The 20,219-nt window shown below is 41.8% G+C and carries 18 protein-coding genes and 1 pseudogene; 7 read left to right on the top strand and 12 right to left on the bottom strand.

Annotated features, from left to right (window positions below; genetic code table 11):
• Nucleotides 1-119: 119 nt before the first annotated feature.
• The 8 genes from CU633_RS08050 to CU633_RS08020 all read right to left on the bottom strand — a co-directional run bounded on the left by CU633_RS08050 (nt 120) and on the right by CU633_RS08020 (nt 10,777).
• Complete coding sequence (locus CU633_RS08050) at nt 120-2,840, bottom strand: GTP-binding protein (protein ID WP_257958567.1); 2,721 nt, start codon at nt 2,838-2,840, stop codon at nt 120-122.
• 466 nt (nt 2,841-3,306) lie between these two features.
• Nucleotides 3,307-4,464 (bottom strand): MFS transporter, encoded by a 1,158-nt coding sequence (locus CU633_RS08045; protein WP_257958569.1) that lies wholly within the window; start codon nt 4,462-4,464, stop codon nt 3,307-3,309.
• A gap of 369 nt (nt 4,465-4,833) precedes the next feature.
• Complete coding sequence (gene opp4C / locus CU633_RS08040) at nt 4,834-5,757, bottom strand: oligopeptide ABC transporter permease (RefSeq protein ID WP_101659213.1); 924 nt, start codon at nt 5,755-5,757, stop codon at nt 4,834-4,836.
• A 10-nt stretch (nt 5,758-5,767) separates the two neighbouring features.
• Nucleotides 5,768-6,733 carry an ABC transporter permease gene (locus CU633_RS08035; protein ID WP_101659212.1) on the bottom strand — a complete coding sequence of 322 codons (966 nt, stop codon included), beginning with the start codon at nt 6,731-6,733 and terminating at the stop codon, nt 5,768-5,770.
• Nucleotides 6,734-6,935: 202 nt separating this feature from the next.
• On the bottom strand, nt 6,936-8,216 hold the full coding sequence (locus CU633_RS08030) for an ABC transporter substrate-binding protein (RefSeq protein WP_257958566.1): 1,281 nt from the start codon (nt 8,214-8,216) through the stop codon (nt 6,936-6,938).
• The gene (locus tag CU633_RS23295) at nt 8,173-8,691 is read right to left on the bottom strand and encodes an ABC transporter substrate-binding protein (RefSeq protein WP_257958565.1); all 519 of its coding nucleotides are present in this window, start codon (nt 8,689-8,691) and stop codon (nt 8,173-8,175) included. The genes CU633_RS08030 and CU633_RS23295 overlap by 44 nt, the downstream gene beginning before the upstream one ends.
• 93 nt (nt 8,692-8,784) lie before the next feature.
• Nucleotides 8,785-9,783 (bottom strand): ABC transporter ATP-binding protein, encoded by a 999-nt coding sequence (locus CU633_RS08025; protein ID WP_257958568.1) that lies wholly within the window; start codon nt 9,781-9,783, stop codon nt 8,785-8,787.
• Between the two features lie 22 nt (nt 9,784-9,805).
• On the bottom strand, nt 9,806-10,777 hold the full coding sequence (locus CU633_RS08020; RefSeq protein ID WP_101659208.1) for an ABC transporter ATP-binding protein: 972 nt from the start codon (nt 10,775-10,777) through the stop codon (nt 9,806-9,808).
• Nucleotides 10,778-11,496: 719 nt separating this feature from the next.
• On the opposite strand from CU633_RS08020, the gene CU633_RS08015 reads away from it, so the two are divergent.
• On the top strand, nt 11,497-13,167 hold the full coding sequence (locus CU633_RS08015; protein ID WP_101659206.1) for a glutamine--tRNA ligase/YqeY domain fusion protein: 1,671 nt from the start codon (nt 11,497-11,499) through the stop codon (nt 13,165-13,167).
• Between the two features lie 45 nt (nt 13,168-13,212).
• Here the strand turns inward: CU633_RS08015 and CU633_RS08010 are convergent, their stop codons facing one another.
• On the bottom strand, nt 13,213-14,064 hold the full coding sequence (locus CU633_RS08010) for a VOC family protein (RefSeq protein ID WP_101659205.1): 852 nt from the start codon (nt 14,062-14,064) through the stop codon (nt 13,213-13,215).
• 206 nt (nt 14,065-14,270) lie between these two features.
• On the opposite strand from CU633_RS08010, the gene CU633_RS08005 reads away from it, so the two are divergent.
• The 3 genes from CU633_RS08005 (at nt 14,271) to hepT (ending at nt 15,568) form a co-directional block, all read left to right on the top strand.
• Nucleotides 14,271-14,603, top strand: a complete 333-nt coding sequence (locus CU633_RS08005) for a winged helix-turn-helix transcriptional regulator (protein ID WP_101659203.1) — start codon at nt 14,271-14,273, stop codon at nt 14,601-14,603.
• 160 nt (nt 14,604-14,763) lie between these two features.
• Entirely contained in the window at nt 14,764-15,168 is a 405-nt protein-coding gene (gene mntA / locus CU633_RS08000; RefSeq protein ID WP_101659202.1) for a type VII toxin-antitoxin system MntA family adenylyltransferase antitoxin, read from the top strand.
• Nucleotides 15,158-15,568 (top strand): type VII toxin-antitoxin system HepT family RNase toxin, encoded by a 411-nt coding sequence (gene hepT / locus CU633_RS07995; RefSeq protein WP_101659201.1) that lies wholly within the window; start codon nt 15,158-15,160, stop codon nt 15,566-15,568. Before mntA ends, hepT begins: the two co-directional genes overlap by 11 nt.
• Before the next feature lie 134 nt (nt 15,569-15,702).
• Here the strand turns inward: hepT and CU633_RS07990 are convergent, their stop codons facing one another.
• The 3 genes from CU633_RS07990 to CU633_RS07980 all read right to left on the bottom strand — a co-directional run bounded on the left by CU633_RS07990 (nt 15,703) and on the right by CU633_RS07980 (nt 19,032).
• Complete coding sequence (locus tag CU633_RS07990) at nt 15,703-16,365, bottom strand: exonuclease domain-containing protein (protein WP_374703356.1); 663 nt, start codon at nt 16,363-16,365, stop codon at nt 15,703-15,705.
• Nucleotides 16,366-16,545: 180 nt separating this feature from the next.
• Entirely contained in the window at nt 16,546-17,940 is a 1,395-nt protein-coding gene (locus CU633_RS07985; RefSeq protein WP_101659200.1) for a tetratricopeptide repeat protein, read from the bottom strand.
• A gap of 249 nt (nt 17,941-18,189) precedes the next feature.
• A complete protein-coding gene (locus CU633_RS07980; RefSeq protein WP_101659199.1) occupies nt 18,190-19,032 on the bottom strand; it encodes a MurR/RpiR family transcriptional regulator in 843 nt (280 codons plus the stop codon).
• 231 nt (nt 19,033-19,263) lie between these two features.
• Between CU633_RS07980 and CU633_RS23290 the strand changes: the two genes are divergently transcribed.
• The 3 genes and pseudogenes from CU633_RS23290 to CU633_RS07970 form a co-directional block, all read left to right on the top strand.
• On the top strand, nt 19,264-19,458 hold the full coding sequence (locus CU633_RS23290; protein WP_257958564.1) for an NAD(P)-binding domain-containing protein: 195 nt from the start codon (nt 19,264-19,266) through the stop codon (nt 19,456-19,458).
• Between the two features lie 50 nt (nt 19,459-19,508).
• A complete protein-coding gene (locus CU633_RS23285; protein WP_374703355.1) occupies nt 19,509-19,925 on the top strand; it encodes an NAD(P)-binding domain-containing protein in 417 nt (138 codons plus the stop codon).
• Nucleotides 19,861-20,184, top strand: a pseudogene (locus tag CU633_RS07970) (FGGY-family carbohydrate kinase); the annotation flags it as partial. The gene CU633_RS23285 and the pseudogene CU633_RS07970, both read left to right, overlap by 65 nt.
• Between the last annotated feature and the right edge of the window lie 35 nt (nt 20,185-20,219).

Below are 20,219 nucleotides of genomic sequence, written 5' to 3'. Positions count from 1 at the left end.
AATAAAAATACCACAGCCTAGATGACCGTGGTAGACCCAAAATTTTATACTTTCTTATCTTTTTAAAAAAGGCACACAGATTCCACTGAAATCTGTGTGCCTTCGTGTACTTTATTATGTTAAGGGCGGCTTAACTCTTTCCCCGCCATTTCCATCCATTCCTGCTGCCGCAGCCTTACCTCGAACAGCCTTAATGGATCGCGGTACAATTCTGGATTCGCTCTGATCTGATCCAGGGCCGCCTGCTTTTCGACGATTTCGCTTTGCGTCTCTTCGACTGCCTGCTTCAAAACACGGAACGGGTTTCGGAAGAATATCGTCACATCACGCTCAAGCGTCCGTTCAAACATTTCGAAAGGCTGCATAAAATTGTTGATAATTAACGTTTTTGCTTCTTCATAATCTTCGTTTTCTACGAATTGTGTGTATTTATTATAGAGCATTAACTTGTTTTGCTGGATCGCACCGAACAATTTTCCCGCACTCTTTAATAAAAACTGAGAAGGTGTGAAACGAAGCAAAATATTTACTTTATCGACAGGCACTCCGCTTGTCATCCGGTCCGCATCACGGCGCCAATCCTCAAGCACTTTAAAATCACACTTAAGCTTGAGTCGCTCTTCCGCAAACATTGTATTAAAACCGTCACTCATATCGGTTAAGAACGACTGGCTTTCGTCAAATTCGTCCTTTGCAAAGTCAATCCATTCCTCGAGAGCCTGATTGAATTTAGGCAGCACCGTTTCAGTGAGATATGCCTGAATTCTCCTGTTCATCTCATCGTTCAGTTTAACATGGAGGCTTCCAAAGTCACTGTCCTCTTCAATGATATCTGAACAGCCCTGAAGAAGCTTTGGAATTTCATCTTCGAGCTCATTTTTGATCTGCTGCTTTCTGCCCCGGTACGATTTTTGAATTACATTACTCTTTTCCTTCTCAACATCACTAAGCTGATTGATCGCACCGTTTAACTTGTTCGCCATTTCCTCATTCCACTTGATCGATTCAATCAAGCCATTTTCCATTTCGACCCGGCTTTTTAGAAGCATCGTAATCGTTTCCCGGATCAAGGCCAACAGATTGAAAGTACGTCTCTCCTCCGTGTTCACAGCACTTGCATTTGCCTGGATAAATTCTGCAAGGTCGCTTAATTGCTGTGCGCTTTCGTAATTGGACGAAAAAGCAAACAGCTTTGCTGCCGGGAAATATCCATGGATTCGTGCCCAAGTATCATCCACCAATTTGATCGCTTCCTGCTCATCGGCAATCGAATCAATATTGTTCAGTAAGAAGTGAACCGGAAGATCTGGTGCTTCCCCGGCAATTTTTAGAAGCATATCCCTTTCTCTCTCTGTAAAAGGGGAACCCGCATCGAGTACAAACAAAAGGCTGTCTGCCAAATGCAAATACTGGACTGCCTCGTTTCTTTCACTTCGTGTTCCTCTAAAATCAGGGATATTGAACAATGACAGCCCGTTTTCAGTTAAGAAGCGGCTCGAAATCTTAAAATCAATAACAGCGCCTTCGGCAGAAGCAGCCGATAATTCAGGTATGTGCCTGATTCCGGAATCATCAATTTCGGTGATTTCATTATCTTCATCACCTTTAAAAAGAACCGCCGCCTGAACATCGTTTTCTAAAATATTCTCACCAAGGATGGCATTGATGAAAGATGACTTCCCATTGCCCGAAATTCCGGCAATCAGGAGATGATGGGTCGTCAAATCAGCCAGCGCGCCCGCGAGCCACTTAAACCGGTTTCCTATTTCCACATCATTCTGTTCCGCCCATGCTGTGATTGTGTCAAACAGTTGCAGGCTTTCTTCAAGGCCATTGCCTTCCGTCCTGAGCCCTGCAATAAGGTTTTCCGCCTCCTCTGCCGCTGAAACCTTTATGCTCGAAGGAAATAGCTCATTCCATGCGAGTACGGCAGATGCTGCGTATAAACCTTGGCTGCTGCCGGAAATTTTCAGCCAATTGGTTAAATGATTCGGAACAATCCCGGACAGCTTTTTCAGCAGGAATTTTCCACTCATTAACTCGAGAAAAGATTGATGATAAAGGGTGGAAAGCTCAGGCCAGGAAACAGACCGGTCAATTTCAATCTCAGCTAAAAAGCGGTCCATCCCGCGAATCCAGGAGAAATAAACATCTTCTCCTTTGTAGCTGTTCCATAATGAAACCACTGTTTTTTCGAGACGCCTTTTATCCGAATGGTAAAGTGCCATTAAAACATCCATAAAATAGTCCGGTTGAATTTTTTTCGTTAAACCATCTTGAATATAGGTATTTAAAAGATCAAACCAGTGTACCGATTGCGTCCTGATTGCCTCGTTCACTGCCAGTTCAACCGCATTTCTTGCATCTCCGTGCTCCTCAAAGAAAGTTCTTGCGATTTCAGTAACGTTTGGATAATCAGGATTGAGAGCAACCGCTTCTTTTATTACTTTTGTGGCACTGTCCAATTTGCCCTGCTGTATGTAGAGGGTGAACAATTGCAGGAAAACTTCTGTTTTCAAAATGACGTTATCGGTTTGAACCGATTTATAGATATTCTCGGCAGTTGATAATATTTCAAGCGCAAAATAGGCATCAGCCGTATTTTTTTTCGCCCACGGTTCAAGTTCATTATCGATATTTTCCCATTTAAAAATGGCAGCTTCAAAATCATAGTTCGCGTAGTAAACTTCCCCCTGGGCAAAACGGATGTAGGACAAATCAGGCACATCCTTCTGCTGTTCTTTTACGTAAAGCTCACCCAGTACACGCGCAGGCTGGTTGGCATCAATTTCATCGGTAAATGTTCGGTAAAATTCCTTTTTAATTAATTGCTTTTCCACAATTCTTTCCTCCGCTGATCGTATTTACAAGTCATCTTACTTGAACAAAAGCGTAAGTGCCTTGAACAGCCCTGACAAGCGCTGGCCGACTAAGATCGCCACGTCCTGTGGCAACGTCGGCACTAGTACGTCCTGTACGTCGGACGGCCTGACAGTGAAGTCGTTCTTTGACTTCATTGGCAGGACCGAAGCGACTCGAAGGGCTAGGCACTGGAGCTGGACGACTAGACATCGGACTCAAAGTTCCTCCAAGTCCATAGTATAATAATTGCTATATGACAAGAGAGTGGTAAATATGCTATAAGTCTTTATCCTTATTATTTTACCAGAGTTACTTCGTCAAAAAGTTTCATTTAGCTTTCATTTATAATACAGAATGATCGCTGATTGTTAAAAATTTAATATTGCTGACAAAATAAAAAAGCGTTTAAGGGGGGAAACCCGCTCTTAATCGCTTTTTATTTTATTATTGCGAAGATGCTGTGCGGCGGCTGCGCAACAATCCCCTGCGTGCTTCAATAAAAGTGAAGATGATGGCAATCACGAGAAAAATACTTGAAATCTGGAAAAGTGCAGCTGTTTCAACATATTGGGCCAGCAAGCCAAATACGACTCCTCCAAGGCCAATTCCAAGGTCCATTGCTGAAAAGAACATACCATTTGCGACCCCGCGACGGTGCGGAGGAGTCATTGACAGTGTCCACGATTGCAAAGTTGGAATCAAAGATCCAAAACCCGCTCCAAACAATGTTCCCGCGATGATGATAAAGAGGTTTGAATGGGCGAAGGAAAGAACCCACATTCCGATAAACGTTAACGAAGTACAGAACAGGACAAGTCCGAACGGTCCTCTCCGGTCAAACCATTTTCCGGCAAAAGGTCTTGATAAAGAAGCCATAATCGCATTGAACAAATAAAACAGAAAGATTTGATCAATGCCGCGCTCTTCGCCAAAAATAACGATAAACGTGACAACCGATCCATAGCCAAAGGTGATCATGACTGTTACAAATGCAGGGTACCAGCTTGTTTTTTCTATCAGCGAACCGAAGTAGGAAAATTTCAATTCCTCTTTGCTTGTTTTTTCAACAACTGCCGGTGTCCGGTAGCGCACAATCGCCAGGAGCAAAATGGCAATGACTCCTAATGCCACTGATATATAGATTAAATTTTCAAAAGATGTTACCTGAAACAAATATATTCCGAGGCTTGGAGCGATGATCATACCAATCGTAACCGACAAGCCATAATAACCCATTCCTTCACCTAATCGTGAGTTAGGAACTATGTCAACAGCCGCAGTTCCATTTACAGTAGTAGACCAGCCCCAGGCAAGTCCATGAATGAAGCGGAGAAACAGGAAGATGGCGACAATTTGGGAAATCGGATAAAACACTGTAATCAGCAAAAGTGCCAGTGCCCCAATTAACACAAGTGGCTTCCTTGCTTTATACTCGAGTAAATATCCGATAAACGGCCGGCTGAAGACCGCCCCTATTGAAAAAAGGGCAGTCACAAGACCAATCTGCAGCCCTGACGCACCAATTGACTTGATATACGGCGGCAAAGTGGGAATCAGCATTTGAAATGACATAAACACGAACAAATTCCCTGCCATTAGCATAATAAAGGACTTTGTCCATAGCGTTTCTTTTACGTTATGTTGATCCAAGGATCTCCCTCCCTTTGATTTTAAAAAGGAACCTTCCAGCATGAAGATCCATGTGCAGATTAGTCCTTCTAAACATGATTATATTTCGTCCCGCTAAATATTAACACACTTAACGTAAAAAAGGAATTTAAAAATCAGGTGCAAAAATACAAAAAAGAACCGGTTGTGATTCGGTTCTTTCACCTTATTTACTTTTCCCGATTTATTTTCATGATAACCCAATATAAAGCTGGAATTTCAAGCTATTTTATTTTCCCCAATTATGTATTAAAGCTAATATAGATAGAACCTGCTGAGGGTCATCATCAGCAGGTCTAGGTGTTAACGTCTATTACTTTTCGGGTCAAACGCATCGCGGAGACCATCCCCGATAAAGTTAATACAAAGAACCGTTGTTAAAATGGCAAGTCCCGGCGGTACCCACGCTTCCGGGCTGTTACGCAGAATACGCAAGCTTTGCGCCTCGGAAATCATATTGCCCCATGTTGGCGTAGGCTGCGGAATTCCAAAACCGAGAAAGCTGAGTGCCGATTCAACGATGATCATCGTTGCCATCATCAATGATGCATTTACAACAATTGGACCGATGGCATTCGGGATGAAATGCTTAAAGATGATTCGGGCATCACTGGCACCGATTGCCTTGGCCCCAAGTATAAACTCTTGTTCACGGAGAGATAAATAAGTACCTCGTATGATCCGTGTGAGGTTTGGCCATGTGGTTAGGGCGATTATCGTAACAAAAATACCTATTGTTACATTTTCTAAAATCGCGACAACCGTTAAAACAATAACAAGGAATGGCAGAACCAGCATCATGTCAGCAGCACGCATAATGATTGCATCAATTTTTCCGCCATAATAACCAGCGATTGAGCCTAATGTTACACCAATTACGAGTGTAAATAACATCGCACTAAAGCCTACAATTAGAGAAATTCTTCCTCCGTATAGAAAACGGGAAAGATTATCCCTGCCTGAGCTGTCATTTCCAAGCGGGTGTTCGTCACTTGGCGGACGTTCAATCATCAATAAATTGGATTTAGTTGGACTATGGTCCGTAAAAACTGGTGCAAGAATCACCATAATGATGATCAAAGCAAGAATGATCACGCCAGCGACTGCTAATTTGTTTTTCATAAAACGCGCTAACGCAAGCTGGAAAGGTGTTTTTCCATATTCCGACTTGCCTTGCGGCTCGATTTCCGGATTTGTATTTACCGTATCTTGCGGATTAAGTTGCATATTTTTCACCTCAGTCGTAGCGAATTCTTGGGTCGACGATGCTGTAGAATATATCGGCCAATAAATTGCCTAATAAAATAAAGAAACCAAACATTAAGTTAAGGGCCATGATAACCGGATAATCACGATTTCCGATCGATGTGATAAATAGTGTACCAATACCCGGAAATTGGAATACCCCTTCGGTAATAATGGCACCACTGAGCAGTGTACCAATTTCAAAACCGAGCAAAGTAATGATAGGAATCATGGCATTGCGGAGGGTATGCTTGTACAACACAGTCCGGTCTGTCATTCCTTTAGCTTTCGCCGTCCGAATATAATCACTGCCAAGCACATCAAGTACTTCGGAACGCATATAGCGCATATAAGAAGCAGTTCCTGCTAAACCAAGTGTAATGCCCGGCAAGATTAGATGGTGAAGCCTGTCTACAAACAGTTCCATACCTGTAAGTCCTGGAGATGAAACTGAACCTTGCGACGGAAACCAGCCCAGGTGAATTGAGAAAAAGTAAATAATGACTAAGCCGAAAAAGAAGCTTGGAACCGCAAGTCCAAAGAAGCCAAATGCAGTTGCGCCATAATCAAGCAGTGAATATGGCTTACGAGCAGAATAAATACCAATCGGAATCCCGACAATTAGCGTAAGAATCAGCGCGAAAGTTCCTAAATACAATGTATTGATAATCCGGTCTCCAATTAAATCGGATACGGAACGTCCCTTATAAGCAATCGATTGTCCAAAATCACCTTTGGCAGCATTCTTCACCCAATTCCAGTACTGAACATGTACGGGATCATTTAGCCCAAGGGCTTCCCTTTGCTTCTCAATCGCCGCAGGATCGATATTCGGATCTAGAAGTCGACCGGCGATCGGATCTCCCGGTGCGGCATGAATCAATGCATAAACAGCAATGGTGAGGACGAAGAGCATTGGTATAAAAACAAGAAAGCGTCGAATGATGTACTTGTACAACGTTTCCTCCTCCATTCTAAACAGCACAAGCGCACTAATTGATCCATCCGAGTAGGTAAAGACTCTCTTTGGATGGAGAAACGTCCAGCCGATTATCTCTTACTTGCCGGAAAGTGATGCGCTTGAGCAATACTTTTACTTCTTGAAAAGAAAAGAACGTGCGGCGTTATCCACACGCTCTTTCCTGTAAGTCTTTTCCCGTTTATTCTGTTACCCACCACTTGTGTGGATTATTAATCATGGTATACGGCAATTCTTCAACACTCTGCAGACGCTTATTATATGCCCACAAGCTGTCTTGCGCATAAAGAATTAATGCAGGAAGATCGTCCTGGAACATTACTTGCCAGTCGCTGTATACCTTGTTACGGTATTCTGCGTCAAATGCTTCCGGTGCTTTCATTGCATCTGCCAACAGCTGATCTGCTTCTGGATTTTTCCAACGTCCATAGTTATAACCTGCATCTGTAGACCATAATCCACTAGGATCTGGATCACCAGAATCAAGGCTCCACCCTAATAGGTAAAGATCCCAGTCCTGATTATCTTTCTCAAGCGCTTCGGCATACGCAGCAAACTCCATTGGCTGACGAAGGTCAATTTTAATACCTACTTCTTCTAACATCTCTTTAATAATTGGTGCAGATTTTTCACGAAGCTTGTTTCCAATTGGATAGTTCAATGTCAATACCCATTCTTCACCTTCTGGAGTTTCACGGAAACCGTCATTGTTCGTATCAACATAGCCCTCTTTATCAAGCATTTCTTTTGCTTTTTTCGGGTCATATTTGTATTGGTTCGGTTTTTCATCATCATAAGCCGGGAATTGTGTGGCAATTGGTGCGTTGATAACATTGCCCTGGCCATACAGCAATCCATCAATTAAACCTTGACGGTCAATTGCGTAGGCCATTGCCTGACGAACATTTTTGTTAGACAATTTTTCGTTTGGTACCCAATTCTCAGGTTTAATTGCACCAGATGCAGCATCTTCCGGTGTCCGGTGATTATGCATAAAGCCCATGATTTGGTATCCAAAGTCAGGCTGTTCAATAATTTGAAGGTTATCCATTGCAGCTACAGTTTCATAGTCGGCTGCCTGGAATCCATTTGGCTCCGCAACAAAATCGATTTCGCCATTTTCCAGCATTCCAAGGATAACAGCCTGGTCAACAATTCGCCAAACAACTTTATCTAAGTATGGCTCGCCGTCCCAGTAATCTTCATTTCGTTCAAGAACGTATTGCTCCCCATCCACCATTTCAGTGAACTTGAACGGACCGGTACCGATAACTTTGCCAGCCTCCAGTGTCCCTTCATGTTTAGGAATTTCAGCAATAGGAACATCTTTAAAGATGTGCTCAGGGATAATATCGAAAGATGCATCCTTAAGTGCTGTTACGTTCGGCTCGGCAAACTTGAATGTAACCGTGTGATCATCAACTGCGACAACACCCGGGAATTCCAGTAGAGAATTCTTCATAGCCTAGCAAGCGGACAGCGAAGTCTTGTCGTACACCGCCAGCCTCAGCATATCCAGGACTTGATATCGCTTTGTAAGTAAACACAACATCATCGGCAGTGAATGGCTCGCCATCATGCCATTTTACATTTTCCTGTAGTTTAAAAGTTACTTCAGTTTGATCCTCATTAAATTCCCAAGATTTCGCGAGCTTTGGAATAAACTCTAAATCTTTATTCTGGGTAAGCAATGCTTCGTGAGTGAAATAAAGAATATTTTTTTCATAAGCTGATGTGTAGAAAATTGGGTTGAATACTCCCTCTGGGGCAGTATCCATTGCACCTGTTAACGTACCGCCTTTTTGCGGCTCTCCGGCTGTTTCGTCACCTTTGCCATCGTCTGACGCAGGCTTATCGCCGCCGCCACTACACGCAGCAAGCAATCCTAATACTAAAACAAACACAAGCATTTGTAACCAACGTTTCTTCTCTTTCAAAAATATTCACCCCTTTTAAATTTTCGGTTTTACATGGTGGAACATTCAATATCTCCGTTCAGCACCACCTCCTTAGATCAATTAGCAGTTTGATTATTTATCATACAAATGGCATGCAACCAAATGATCGTTGCCAACGTCAATTAATTCCGGACGATCAACTGCACAGCGTTCGTGGGCATGTGGACAACGAGTCCGGAATGCACAGCCTGATGGAGGATTTGACGGACTTGGCAAATCCCCTTTTAAAATAATTTTCTCCCTGCGGTTTCGGACATCGATGGTTGGTACTGCCGACAGCAAAGCCTGTGTATAAGGATGAAGTGGAGTTTCATATAGATCTTTCTTGGGAGATATTTCAGCAATACGCCCTAGATACATTACCGCTACCCGGTCACTGATATGTTTAACGACACTCAAATCATGGGCAATAAACAAATATGTTAGATCAAACTCATCCTGGAGATCAGCCATCAGGTTAAGAACCTGGGCTTGAATGGATACGTCAAGCGCTGATACCGGTTCGTCACCAATGATAAACTTTGGGTTAAGAGTAAGCGCCCTGGCAATACTGATCCGCTGGCGCTGCCCGCCGGAAAACTCGTGGGGGTATTTATGTCTCGCATCGGGGCGAAGCCCTACTTTTTCAAGCAAGCTGCTCGCTATTTCCTTGCGCTCGCTTTTACTTTTGTTCGTTTGAACAAGCAACGGTTCTTCAATGAGCTCACCGACGCTCATTTTCGGGTTTAGCGAAGCAAACGGATCCTGGAAAATCATTTGCATATCCCGTCGGTAGGGGCGCATCTTCCGGTTTCCCAAAGTCGTGATATCATCATTTTCAAAGAGAATTTGCCCTTCTGTCGGATCGAGTAAACGTAAAAGCACCCGCCCAAGCGTCGACTTTCCCGAGCCCGATTCACCAACAACACCAAGCGTTTCACCTCTTCTAATATCAAGCGATACGTCATCTACAGCTTTTACATGTCCAACTGTATGCCTCAAAATCCCGCCCTTGATGGGGAAATACTTTTTGATGTTTTTTGCCTGCATGATCAAGTCATGCTTTGTCTCTTTTTTTATCTCTTGTTCTATAACTGACACTTGTTAATCCCCCTTATTCATATAGATAGCAGCGCACGTTATGACCCGGTTCAGTAACATAGAGGTCCGGGTTGGCCTGCCGGCATTTATCCATCACATGCGGACAGCGGTCGGAAAAACGGCAGCCGACAGGAAAGTTATATGCAGGCGGAACTGTGCCTTTAATCGATCCAAGTCTCTCAACGTCTTTATCCAGGGCTGGCAAGCTTTCAAGCAATCCAGTTGTATAAGGGTGCTTCGGCTCTTCAAATAGCTGTTCAACAGTCGTTTCTTCGACGATTTGTCCGCCATACATAACCATTACCCGGTCTGCATACTCTGCGACAACACCAAGGTCATGCGTGATCAGCAAGACAGCCATATTAAATTTCTTCTTCATCTCATCCAGAAGATCGAGAATTTGTGCTTGAATCGTTACATCAAGTGCTGTTGTTGGCTCGTCCGCAATCAATAATTTTGGATCGCAGGAAATCGCGATCGCGATCATTGCCCTTTGCCTCATTCCCCCTGACAGCTGGTGAGGATATTCCTTCATCGTCTCTTCCGCTCTTGGAAAACCGACAATCTTCAAAAGTTCTACCGCTCTTTGATGCGCTTGTTTTTTTGATAATTTTTTATGTCTTACTAATGTTTCGACAATTTGGTTGCCAATTGTAAACACCGGGTTTAACGCAGTCATTGGTTCCTGGAAAATCATCGCGATTTCACTGCCGCGTACTCTCGACATTTCTTTATCGGACAGGCTGACAAGATCCTTGCCGCCAAATAAAATTTTACCGCCTTTAATTTTGCCCGGCTTGTTGATCAGCTTCATGATCGACAGCGATGTAATACTTTTCCCGCTGCCTGATTCTCCAACGAGTGCAACTGTCTCGCCTGGATTTATTGAAAAGTCAACACCGTCGACAGCCTTGGCTACCAACTTGTTGTCCAAATCAAAATATGTCTTTAACCCCTCAACATTTAATAGAGCATTTTGAGCCATTTATGTCAGCCACCTCAACTTCATTTCTCTTTATCTAAAGTTCTACTAATCACTTAGTTATTACTTTATGAATGAAAGTATACAGTTAAGAAGTAATTTTTTCAATATAAAGAAAACTAAAAAATATGATAATGTTCCTAAGTTAATAAAAAAACAGTTATAATTCCTATATTTTACCTCACTATACTGGTGCAATTTACATGAAAAAATTTTCATTTCTTCATTTCTAAAATGAAAAAAGAAAAATTTTTAAGGGTGCACAAAAGAAATTTTTACAATTAAAAGCATAAACGCTTTAACGTGATAATGCGGATTTTGGCAGCATAGCTATTCTGATAAAATACTGCCAATTTGTTTTATTACGAAATTTTCAAGAACCAATAAGGACGAATTTTCGAAATAAATACGGACACTATAAATATAGAAAATTATGTTTATAAAAGGGATGCAATTTCCAACTGTTTTTACTGGAAAGCATCCGCCTTTTTCTTTGTCTGAAATACACACATAAACTATATTACAATTATTTTTTGCGATAACTCTTTTTATTCTGATCTTTTGTTAGTAAGCAAGCGATCGTTATGCTCGATTTTTTATGTATTTTCCGCAGCACGCTTGAATTTATGCGCGATTATCAGTAGTATAAAGTTCTATGGAAATATATAAGGGATATCCTTAAAATAAGAGATAACTTACATAAAAAGAAAGGCTGATACAGTTTGGAACAAAACTCGTCAAACTTTATTCGGACCATTATTCAAGAGGATTTGGAAACAGGAAAACGCGACAAGGTCGTCACCCGTTTTCCGCCGGAACCGAACGGCTACCTCCACATTGGCCACGCAAAGTCGATTGTCATTAATTTTGGCCTGGCCGATGATTTTAATGGCAAAACCAACTTGCGCTTTGATGACACCAATCCATTGAAGGAAGACCGGGAATTTGTTGATGCAATCAAAGAAGATGTCAAATGGCTTGGCTACGAATGGGACGAACTGCGCTTTGCCTCCGACTATTTTGAAGAAATGTACAACAGGGCCGTCCTGTTGATCAAAAAGGGAAAAGCATATGTAGATGACCTATCGCAGGAGGAAATCCGCCAGTACCGCGGTACTTTAACGGAACCTGGAAAAGAGAGTCCTTACCGGAATCGTTCGATTGAGGAGAACCTGGATTTATTCGAAAGAATGCGCAAGGGCGAGTTTGAAAATGGCGCCAAGGTGCTGCGTGCAAAAATTGATATGTCGTCACCAAACCTTAATTTGCGCGATCCCGTTATATACCGGGTTTCCCATGCGACACACCACAACACCGGTGATAAATGGTGCATTTATCCGATGTATGGCTTTGCCCACCCGCTTGAGGATGCTATTGAAGGTGTCACCCATTCTCTTTGTACAACCGAATTTGAAGATCAACGCCCTCTTTATAATTGGGTCGTTGAAGAATGCGAAATGGAAAACAGGCCACAGCAAATTGAATTCGGCCGGCTAAACCTGACAAACACGGTGATGAGCAAACGAAAGCTAAAGCAGCTCGTCGATGAAGGTTTTGTGGATGGCTGGGATGACCCAAGGATGCCGACCCTTTCCGGGTTAAGAAGAAGAGGCTACACCCCGGAAGCTATCCGCGAGTTTATTCAGGCAACAGGTATCTCAAAAGGGTTTGCAACGGTTGATTCAGCGATGCTGGAGCACTTTGTCAGGGAGGATCTCAAGCTGAAAGCACCAAGAACAATGGGTGTTTTGCGGCCTTTAAAGGTCGTCATTACCAACTACCCGGAAGGTCAGGTGGAAATGCTTGATGCCGAAATCAATCCGGAAAATCCGGAAATGGGAATGCGCCAAATTCCTTTTTCAAGAGAAATCTATATCGAGCAGGATGACTTCATGGAAAATCCGCCGAAAAAGTATTTCAGACTTTTCCCTGGAAATGAAGTGCGCTTAAAGCATGCCTACTTTATCAAATGTGAGGAAGTCATTAAAAACGAGAACGGCGAAGTGGTTGAGCTTCGCTGCACGTACGATCCCGAAACAAAAAGCGGGACAGGCTTTACCGGCCGAAAAGTGAAAGGAACGCTGCACTGGGTTGAAGCATCTCAAGCAATTCCTGCCGAGTTCCGCCTGTATGAGCCATTGATTCTCGATGCGGATGACAACGAAACTGAAGATTTGGACAGCATGGAAGAGAAAACGTTCCTTGATTATGTAAATGAAAATTCCTTGCAAATCTTGCAGGGGTTTATCGAACCAAACATGAAAGATGTGAAGCCGCACGATAAATTCCAATTTTTCAGGCACGGGTACTTTAATGTCGATCCAAAGCTTGCAACAGAGGCAAAAGCAGTTTTCAACTTGATCGTATCACTGAAAAGCTCGTTTAAGCTTTAAACATACAAAGAGGCGGAGCCTTGTAAGGCTCCGCCTCTTTGTTTTTTAAACTACTAACTGAATACGGTTTCCGGACGGATCCTCGGTCAGGAAGACACCATTTTCTTCCCGAACCGTGGCACCAATTTTATGGAGCTGCCCGATCACTTCTTTTCTCGCTTGTTCATTGGGCAGCACTAAAGAAAACCAATTCAATCCAACACTGTTTTCAGCAGGCGCCGGTGCTCCCACTCCATTCCATGTATTCAAGCCGATGTGATGGTGATATCCGCCGGTAGAGATAAACAATGCCTGATTTCCGTAACGGGTTGCTATATCAAATCCCAGACCCTGAACATAAAACTGTTCAGTTTTTTGTAATTCGGCTACATGCAAGTGAATATGTCCCATTAATGTCCCTTCAGGAAGGCCATTCCACTCTTTTCCGTCCCCCTCGGCAAGCAGGTCTTCTGCGTCCAACCGTTCGGTTGTCATCACCACTTCGCCATTGTGCCAGTCCCATGTTGAAGCTGGCCGGTCGCTATAAATCTCAATCCCATTCCCGTCCGGGTCTGCTAAATACAGCGCTTCGCTGACAAGATGGTCAGAAGCTCCTTGCAGTGGATAGCCATTTTTGATAAAGTGCTTTAAAACCGCTGCTAAATCGGACCGTTTCGGGAGCAACAGTGCGTAATGGTATAAACCTGTAGTGCGTGGCTGTTTCGGAACCACATTTTCCGGCTGTTCGATCGACAACAGGGGAGTTCGCCCATCCGCAGTTAAAACCGCTTTTCCGGCTGATTGCTCCAAAACGCGAAACCCAATCATGTGTTGATAAAAATTTAAAGACCGCTCCAGGTTTTCCACCTTTAAGTCAACGTGACGAACGAATGTGTGCGGCTGGCGATGAAATTCCATAAGAACCTCCTGTGTATAAATATTCATTTAGCAAAAATGTATCCGGATTCTTTCTTATTATTTACTATTCATGCTCATTGTACTTAGTTACTTTATGTAAGTAATTATATTTTTGTAATTTAATTATGTCAAGTAAAGAAATTACATGAAATAATATTATTATTTTTTATAATAGGATATAATATAACCAACGGGAGGATGGAAAAATGAATCAATCTGCACTTTGCCCGAGATTTGAAAAAGCGATGAGTATTTTAAGCCAGCGATGGACAGGGCTGATCATTTACCAAATGCTCTCCGGCCCGCAGCGTTTTTGTGCTATTGAAACTGCTATCGGAGTGAGCGGCAGACTGCTTTCAGAAAGATTAAAGGAATTGGAGAATCAGGGAATTGTAAAACGCGAAGTTTTTCCGGAAACCCCTGTTCGAATCGAATACTCCTTGACCGAAAAAGGTTTATCTCTGGAACCACTCATGAGGGAAATAGAAAAATGGTCCCAAACATGGCTGGAAACTGACAGCACAGCAAAGAATGATTAAAGCCGATTGTGTCTGGGACAGTCGGCTTTTTTGTTCGAGGAACATCTATTATCTTCTTTAATTCAATTTTCTATATGATCTTTTAAAAAAAGATTTTAAAACCTTAATTTCTTGTTTAAAATTAAGTTTAACTAGGAAATAACGAGTTGGAGTGATTGAGGTGAGCGAACTGATATGTAAGAAAATCATAAACACTTTGGTGACGGAACTTGAACCAGTTTTTGTTATCCTATTCGGTTCGGCAGCGAAAGGAATAGCAAACCAAAATAGCGATCTCGATATTGCTTTTTTTAGCAATAAGTCATTTACACCATACGATTTATTTATTCTCTCTCAGCAGCTCGCTGATTATGCGGAAAGGGATGTTGACCTTATTGATTTGTCCCGGTCGTCCACCGTCTTTCAAGCTCAAATTATTACAACGGGAAAAACGATTTATTGTGCTGATGAAGCTGCAAAAAGAGCGTTCGAGATGAAGACTTTAAAAATGTATGCAAAGCTCAACGAAGAACGGCAGGTTATATTGGATAAAATTTTTGAAAGCGGGATTATCTATGAAAAATGACGTCATCCTTAATAAAGTCAGTATTATTGAACGTTGTATAAAGAGGGTTCGTGAAGAATATAAGGACAACCCGGACAATCTAAACAATTTTACAAAGCAGGACTCGATCATCCTCAATATTCAAAGATCCTGCGAAGCTTGTATTGATATCGCCATGCACATCATTGCCACAGAAGGGCTTGGTTTGCCGCAATCAAGCAGAGATGCTTTTGACATTCTGCACTCACAAAAAATTATTAATGATGAATTAAGCAGACAAATGAAAGCAATGGTTGGATTTAGAAATATCGCTGTACATGACTATCGAACTATTCAACTGAATATTCTTCAAAAAGTAATCGAGGTCCACCTTGACGATTTTACTCGATTCACAAAAACAATTCTTAGCTTTTATAAATAGCTTTCGTATCAAATTTTAGTTCAACAAAAAAATGCTCTAAGCACTTAACAGCTCCTATTTAATGCAACACTCCCCCACTTCCGACCTTAAAGTGAAGGAGCCTCATCATACATAGTTTGCAAAAAGTTACATTATTATGAATAGTATTCATTTATTGCATCCCTGCCATTCTCCTCCATAGCAAGTGAACGCTTGTAACTTTTTTTGGCTCCTGCCGGTTGATACTTGCTCATTGGCCGCTTTTGGAGAACTTCTTTGAGGTAGGGAGCTCCTTTAGGACTTAACTTTTTAAGCAATTCCATTAGGTATGTAATATCATCCAACGCCCTATGTGTCTGGTAGTCGGTAATGCTATGTGATTTTAATAGGGTCAGCAGCTTGCTGTTGGGAAAACCATAGTCTTTCCAGGCAACACCTTTCATGGTGTAATACCATTTTAAATCGTTAACCTCCGGGTACATCCAGTACAAAAAACTCCGGTCAAAGGATGCATTATGGGCAAAAACGGTATCCGCCCTGTAAAAAAAAGATTTCACTTTGGCATCATAAAAGCTTTTGCCCATCACCGACTGATAAGGGATACCATGAATTTTAAAGGCTTGCTGATAATTTTTCCGGGCAGATTTTGAAATTGGCTCTCTGAGAAAAGAATTCTCATCAATGATGTCAAGAACCTCTCCTGTATCCTCCCGATAAGAAAATAACTTTAAAGCAAGCTCAATGATTTCATCTGACTTTGGACTAAGCCCTGTCGTTTCAACATCAAGCACCAGGCCGGTCTTCAGCTGTTTATTCAAGATCATCACCCTTATTCCATATCTTTATTATTTCTAAATTATAGCAGAACTGATGGCGGAATTGTTCTGCCAATCTTTTTCAGCTTGGAGGCCTTTAAAAAAATGAATCTCTTAACAGAAACCAATTCCATCAAGCTTATGCTAAGGACGCCAGGTTATAAATTAAGCCGGCCTGCCGGTTCAAGCTTTTTGCATATTGGAGTAGATGTACAAATAATTATTCGATTCTTCAATCATCCCGAGCTCGCGATAAACCTTTGTCAGCCATTGGACAGGATTCGGATCGTCGGGATTTAGTTCCATTTCCCACGTAAAACACTCGATCGCTTTATCGTACTGCTTAAATTTATGATAATACTGGCCAAGCATAAATTGTTTGTCCGGGTCATCTTGGATCGCAAACATTAACTTAACTGATTTTGTGATCGGAAGGGGATTTTCAACTTGCAACAAAGGCTGGAGCCAATTATGGACATAGGTGATGCTGTACTCACTTAATAATAGAGGAATAAAGGATTGCAGTATCTTTTCCAGATTGTCATCGTTTGGTTCATGAATAAGGTATGTGCGCAGGTTTTCTAAATGTATTTTCTTGATGTTCAAAGAGTTTTTTTCAAATAATCCTGCTAGCTGCTGATGCTGGGGCCCGGTGATATTGGAACGCGGCTGTTCAATGATCAGATTGATTGCATCTTCGTATTTTCCAACATCAATCATCGTTTCAAATACTTCCTTCCGGAGCCGGTTTCCTTTTACAACTTTTTGAAGATAAGGATCCGATAATAAGACAGACCGTTCTTCTTCTGGCAGATGAGCAGTAATCAATTGAATAAACTGGTCATAATGTTTGTCTTGCGGATTGCTTGCTGTGCGGAAATAATCAATGTATAGGACGAGCAGGTCATGCCACCTCGCTTCCTTCAATAAAACCGTTTGCAAATAAGCAAAATGAGGTTCGCTCTCCTTTTGATAAAAGGCATTCATCTCGGAATAAAGGGAATCTTTAACGTGCAGTTCCGGATCCATCCTGTCATAAAGGAGCTTATATTTTTGGTAATACACATGGTGGGAAAGTTCTTGTGCCCACGTATTTTCCGGTTCAAAATCAAGAATAATCATGAGAATTTGGTAGGCAAAGCGGAGCTGGCCATTTCGCCGGTATTCGTAAAAGAAAGTTTTCATCGTATCAATGATGGCCTTTTTCGGCATAAAGGAATCAAAAAAAGTGAGAATGAGTGCAGTTTCTTGTGAAGAATATTGCTTTCGGAGCATGCTTTGGACCTGTTTTTCCAGCTTCAATGGGAAGGTTTGCTGCTGAAGAAGCATAGCATCAATAAGCGGATGGGGTGATAAAAAGACAATCCCTTCTGTAAAAACCTTTTCCAAACGGGAATGTTCGGTTATTTTCGCAGATTTACCAAAAATAAAGCGGTTTTTATAAAAAAACAAATAGATGGGCTCATTACCGGGACTTATAACCTCCAGAACCTTTACCCGATGGTAGCAGGCCATTCTGTTCACCTTAAATTCGGTCGCGGCTTTTGCAGTGCTAATCGTTACCGATTGTCCACTCATCGTGATCCCTCCATATTTTCGGCTAAAAAAACTACTTTTATAGTTTCATTTTATCACTGTTACAAATAAGATGGAAATCAAATCGATAAACACTAGTGTAACTGAGAGTCGCCCTTATGTACCCGTCAATGAGGCTGGAAGCTCTTTTATTTCCTTTGTATCGTATAGCAGCAAGTTCACCTAGAAAACTCTTTTCACAAAAAAAGAGCCATATCATTAAATGGATCCGCTTACAAATGGCAAAATCACTTAAACCCGTGTTTCAGAAATGGCGCTTCTTACTTTTTCAAGGGATTTTTTGGCCTTCTCTTTATTTAAAATCATCATATTGACATACAGGGCATCAATCAGACTCAGTTGGCCTATCCGGGAGGCCAATGCTTCAGACCGGTACTCTGTTTCTTCTGAACTTGTATAGAGAGGGACGTCAACTCTCTGACCTACAGGAGATTTTGGGAAGCCCGTAATCCCGATTGTTTTGACCTTATTTTCCTGCAGCGTATTCAAAATACGGATTGTATCCTTATTGGTTCCTGAATGGGAAATTAGAATCGCAACATCCTGCTCAGTTAACTGGGAAGCCGACATCAGCTGGAAATGGGCATCGAGAAACGCAAACGCTTTTATGCCTGTTCTGATAAATTTATGATAGGCATCCATGGCAATCACTGCCGAGCCTCCCGTCCCGTACAGCTCAACCCGGTTTGCTTGCATAATTAGCTTGACCGCTTCTTGAATCGAATTTCCATCAAGAATTTGCAATGTATTTTCCAATGTTCTGATATTCGATTTAAACACTTTTTCAGCCACCGATTTTTCGTCATCCAGTTCGGTTATTTCTTCATGAATTTGCTGAATAGGTGTCATAATTTCAGAAGCAAGGGCAATTTTCATCGCTTGATAGCCTTTAAATCCAATTCGCTTACAAAAGCGAAAGACTGTAGCATCCGCTACATTTAATTCTTCCGCTACTTCGTTGATCGTATGGTGAATAAACTTTTCCGGGTTATCCAATATATAATTTGCGATCCTTTTCTCCTTATCACTTAATCTTGTATAGTAGGAACGAATCTTTCCCAGATTAGTGGACATAAACCATTCTCCCTTTCTAATTTGTTCGGCGCATGACCATAAAAAAGCCATAAATTTTGCGTTCTGCTGGATTGTTCTCGACAATGGATACATTTTCCGAAATAAGTGGATAGTTTAATATAGCATATTTTTCAGAGAAAAAATATTTTTTTGTAACCGAATACAAAACAAAAAATATTTCTTATAATTAGTATTATCATGAAAAAATATTTCAAAAGGAGCTCCTGAACTATGAAAATAGGCATCGTTGGTCTGGGAAAAATGGGGTATAACCTAAGCTTAAATTTGATCGATCACCGATATGAAGAAGTAGCAACGGATGTCAAACCGCGAACGTCAAAAGCATTTCCAAGGATGGCGCTACCGGGGTTTCATCTCTTTCAGCATTGGTCGAACAGCTTCCCAGTCCACGAATTATTTGGCTAATGGTTCCGTCCGGGTAAATCACTGAGAATGTTCTGCACGATCTAAAAGCTTTGCTGCAGACGGGAGATATCATCATTGACGGAGGAAATTCAAATTATAAAGAATCGATTCGCCGCGCAGAAGAATTAAAAAAACAAGGTGTTTATTTTCTCGATGTCGGAACGAGCGGTGAAATGGAAGGTGCGCGAAATGGGGCATGTGCAATGATTAGCGGTGACATTGGAACAACCAGTACCAAATCTGTTCTCTTTTCGCTGGACCGTTCAATTATCGAAAGCTGTGGTATTGAGTACCCTTTATATAGTCCTGCCGCGGAAACGGCAGAACAGGATCCGGATGAGATTTTTGCAGCTGTCATTAAAACAATTCAACAAGTAATCGAGGCAAGCAATGTGCAGCACTCCGAACAGAATTCAAGCAACCGGAGGATTTGCAAGATCCAAGCTTTGGCGGCAAACGATGGCTGATATCTTTGATCAAGACGTGTATGTACCGGAAAGCTTTGAGAGTTCCTGCCTCGGAGCTGCAATCCTCGGTTTGTACGGCTTGGGTAAAATCGATTCATTAAATGTCGTTTCAGAAATGGTCGGCGCTCATACCTACCATAAGCCGAACCATGATAATGTTTTGGTTTACAAAGAGTTAATTCCTATTTTCATCAGAATATCAAGACTGTTGGAAGATGAATATGATAGTGTCGCTGCTTTCCAAAAGAAAATGCTTTAAGATTGTCGGCATATTAAGTATATCTTATATGCCGA

This window comes from Bacillus sp. V3-13, assembly GCF_002860165.1.
Lineage (GTDB): Bacteria > Bacillota > Bacilli > Bacillales > Cytobacillaceae > Bacillus_BJ.
The sequence above is the reverse complement of the archived record's forward strand: the minus strand, read 5'-3'. Positions and strand labels throughout refer to the sequence as shown.

Excerpts from the sequence above, each read along its gene's own strand:
- CU633_RS23290 (WP_257958564.1), top strand. The coding sequence starts at position 19,264 with ATGAAAATAGGCATCGTTGGTCTGGGAAAAATGGGGTATAACCTAAGC.
- CU633_RS08020 (WP_101659208.1), bottom strand. The coding sequence starts at position 10,777 with ATGGCTCAAAATGCTCTATTAAATGTTGAGGGGTTAAAGACATATTTT.
- CU633_RS08045 (WP_257958569.1), bottom strand. The coding sequence starts at position 4,464 with ATGCTAATGGCAGGGAATTTGTTCGTGTTTATGTCATTTCAAATGCTG.
- CU633_RS08010 (WP_101659205.1), bottom strand. The coding sequence starts at position 14,064 with ATGGAATTTCATCGCCAGCCGCACACATTCGTTCGTCACGTTGACTTA.
- opp4C (WP_101659213.1), bottom strand. The coding sequence starts at position 5,757 with ATGCAACTTAATCCGCAAGATACGGTAAATACAAATCCGGAAATCGAG.
- hepT (WP_101659201.1), top strand. The coding sequence starts at position 15,158 with ATGAAAAATGACGTCATCCTTAATAAAGTCAGTATTATTGAACGTTGT.
- CU633_RS08005 (WP_101659203.1), top strand. The coding sequence starts at position 14,271 with ATGAATCAATCTGCACTTTGCCCGAGATTTGAAAAAGCGATGAGTATT.
- CU633_RS07980 (WP_101659199.1), bottom strand. The coding sequence starts at position 19,032 with ATGTCCACTAATCTGGGAAAGATTCGTTCCTACTATACAAGATTAAGT.
- CU633_RS07985 (WP_101659200.1), bottom strand. The coding sequence starts at position 17,940 with ATGAGTGGACAATCGGTAACGATTAGCACTGCAAAAGCCGCGACCGAA.
- CU633_RS08030 (WP_257958566.1), bottom strand. The coding sequence starts at position 8,216 with ATGAAGAATTCTCTACTGGAATTCCCGGGTGTTGTCGCAGTTGATGAT.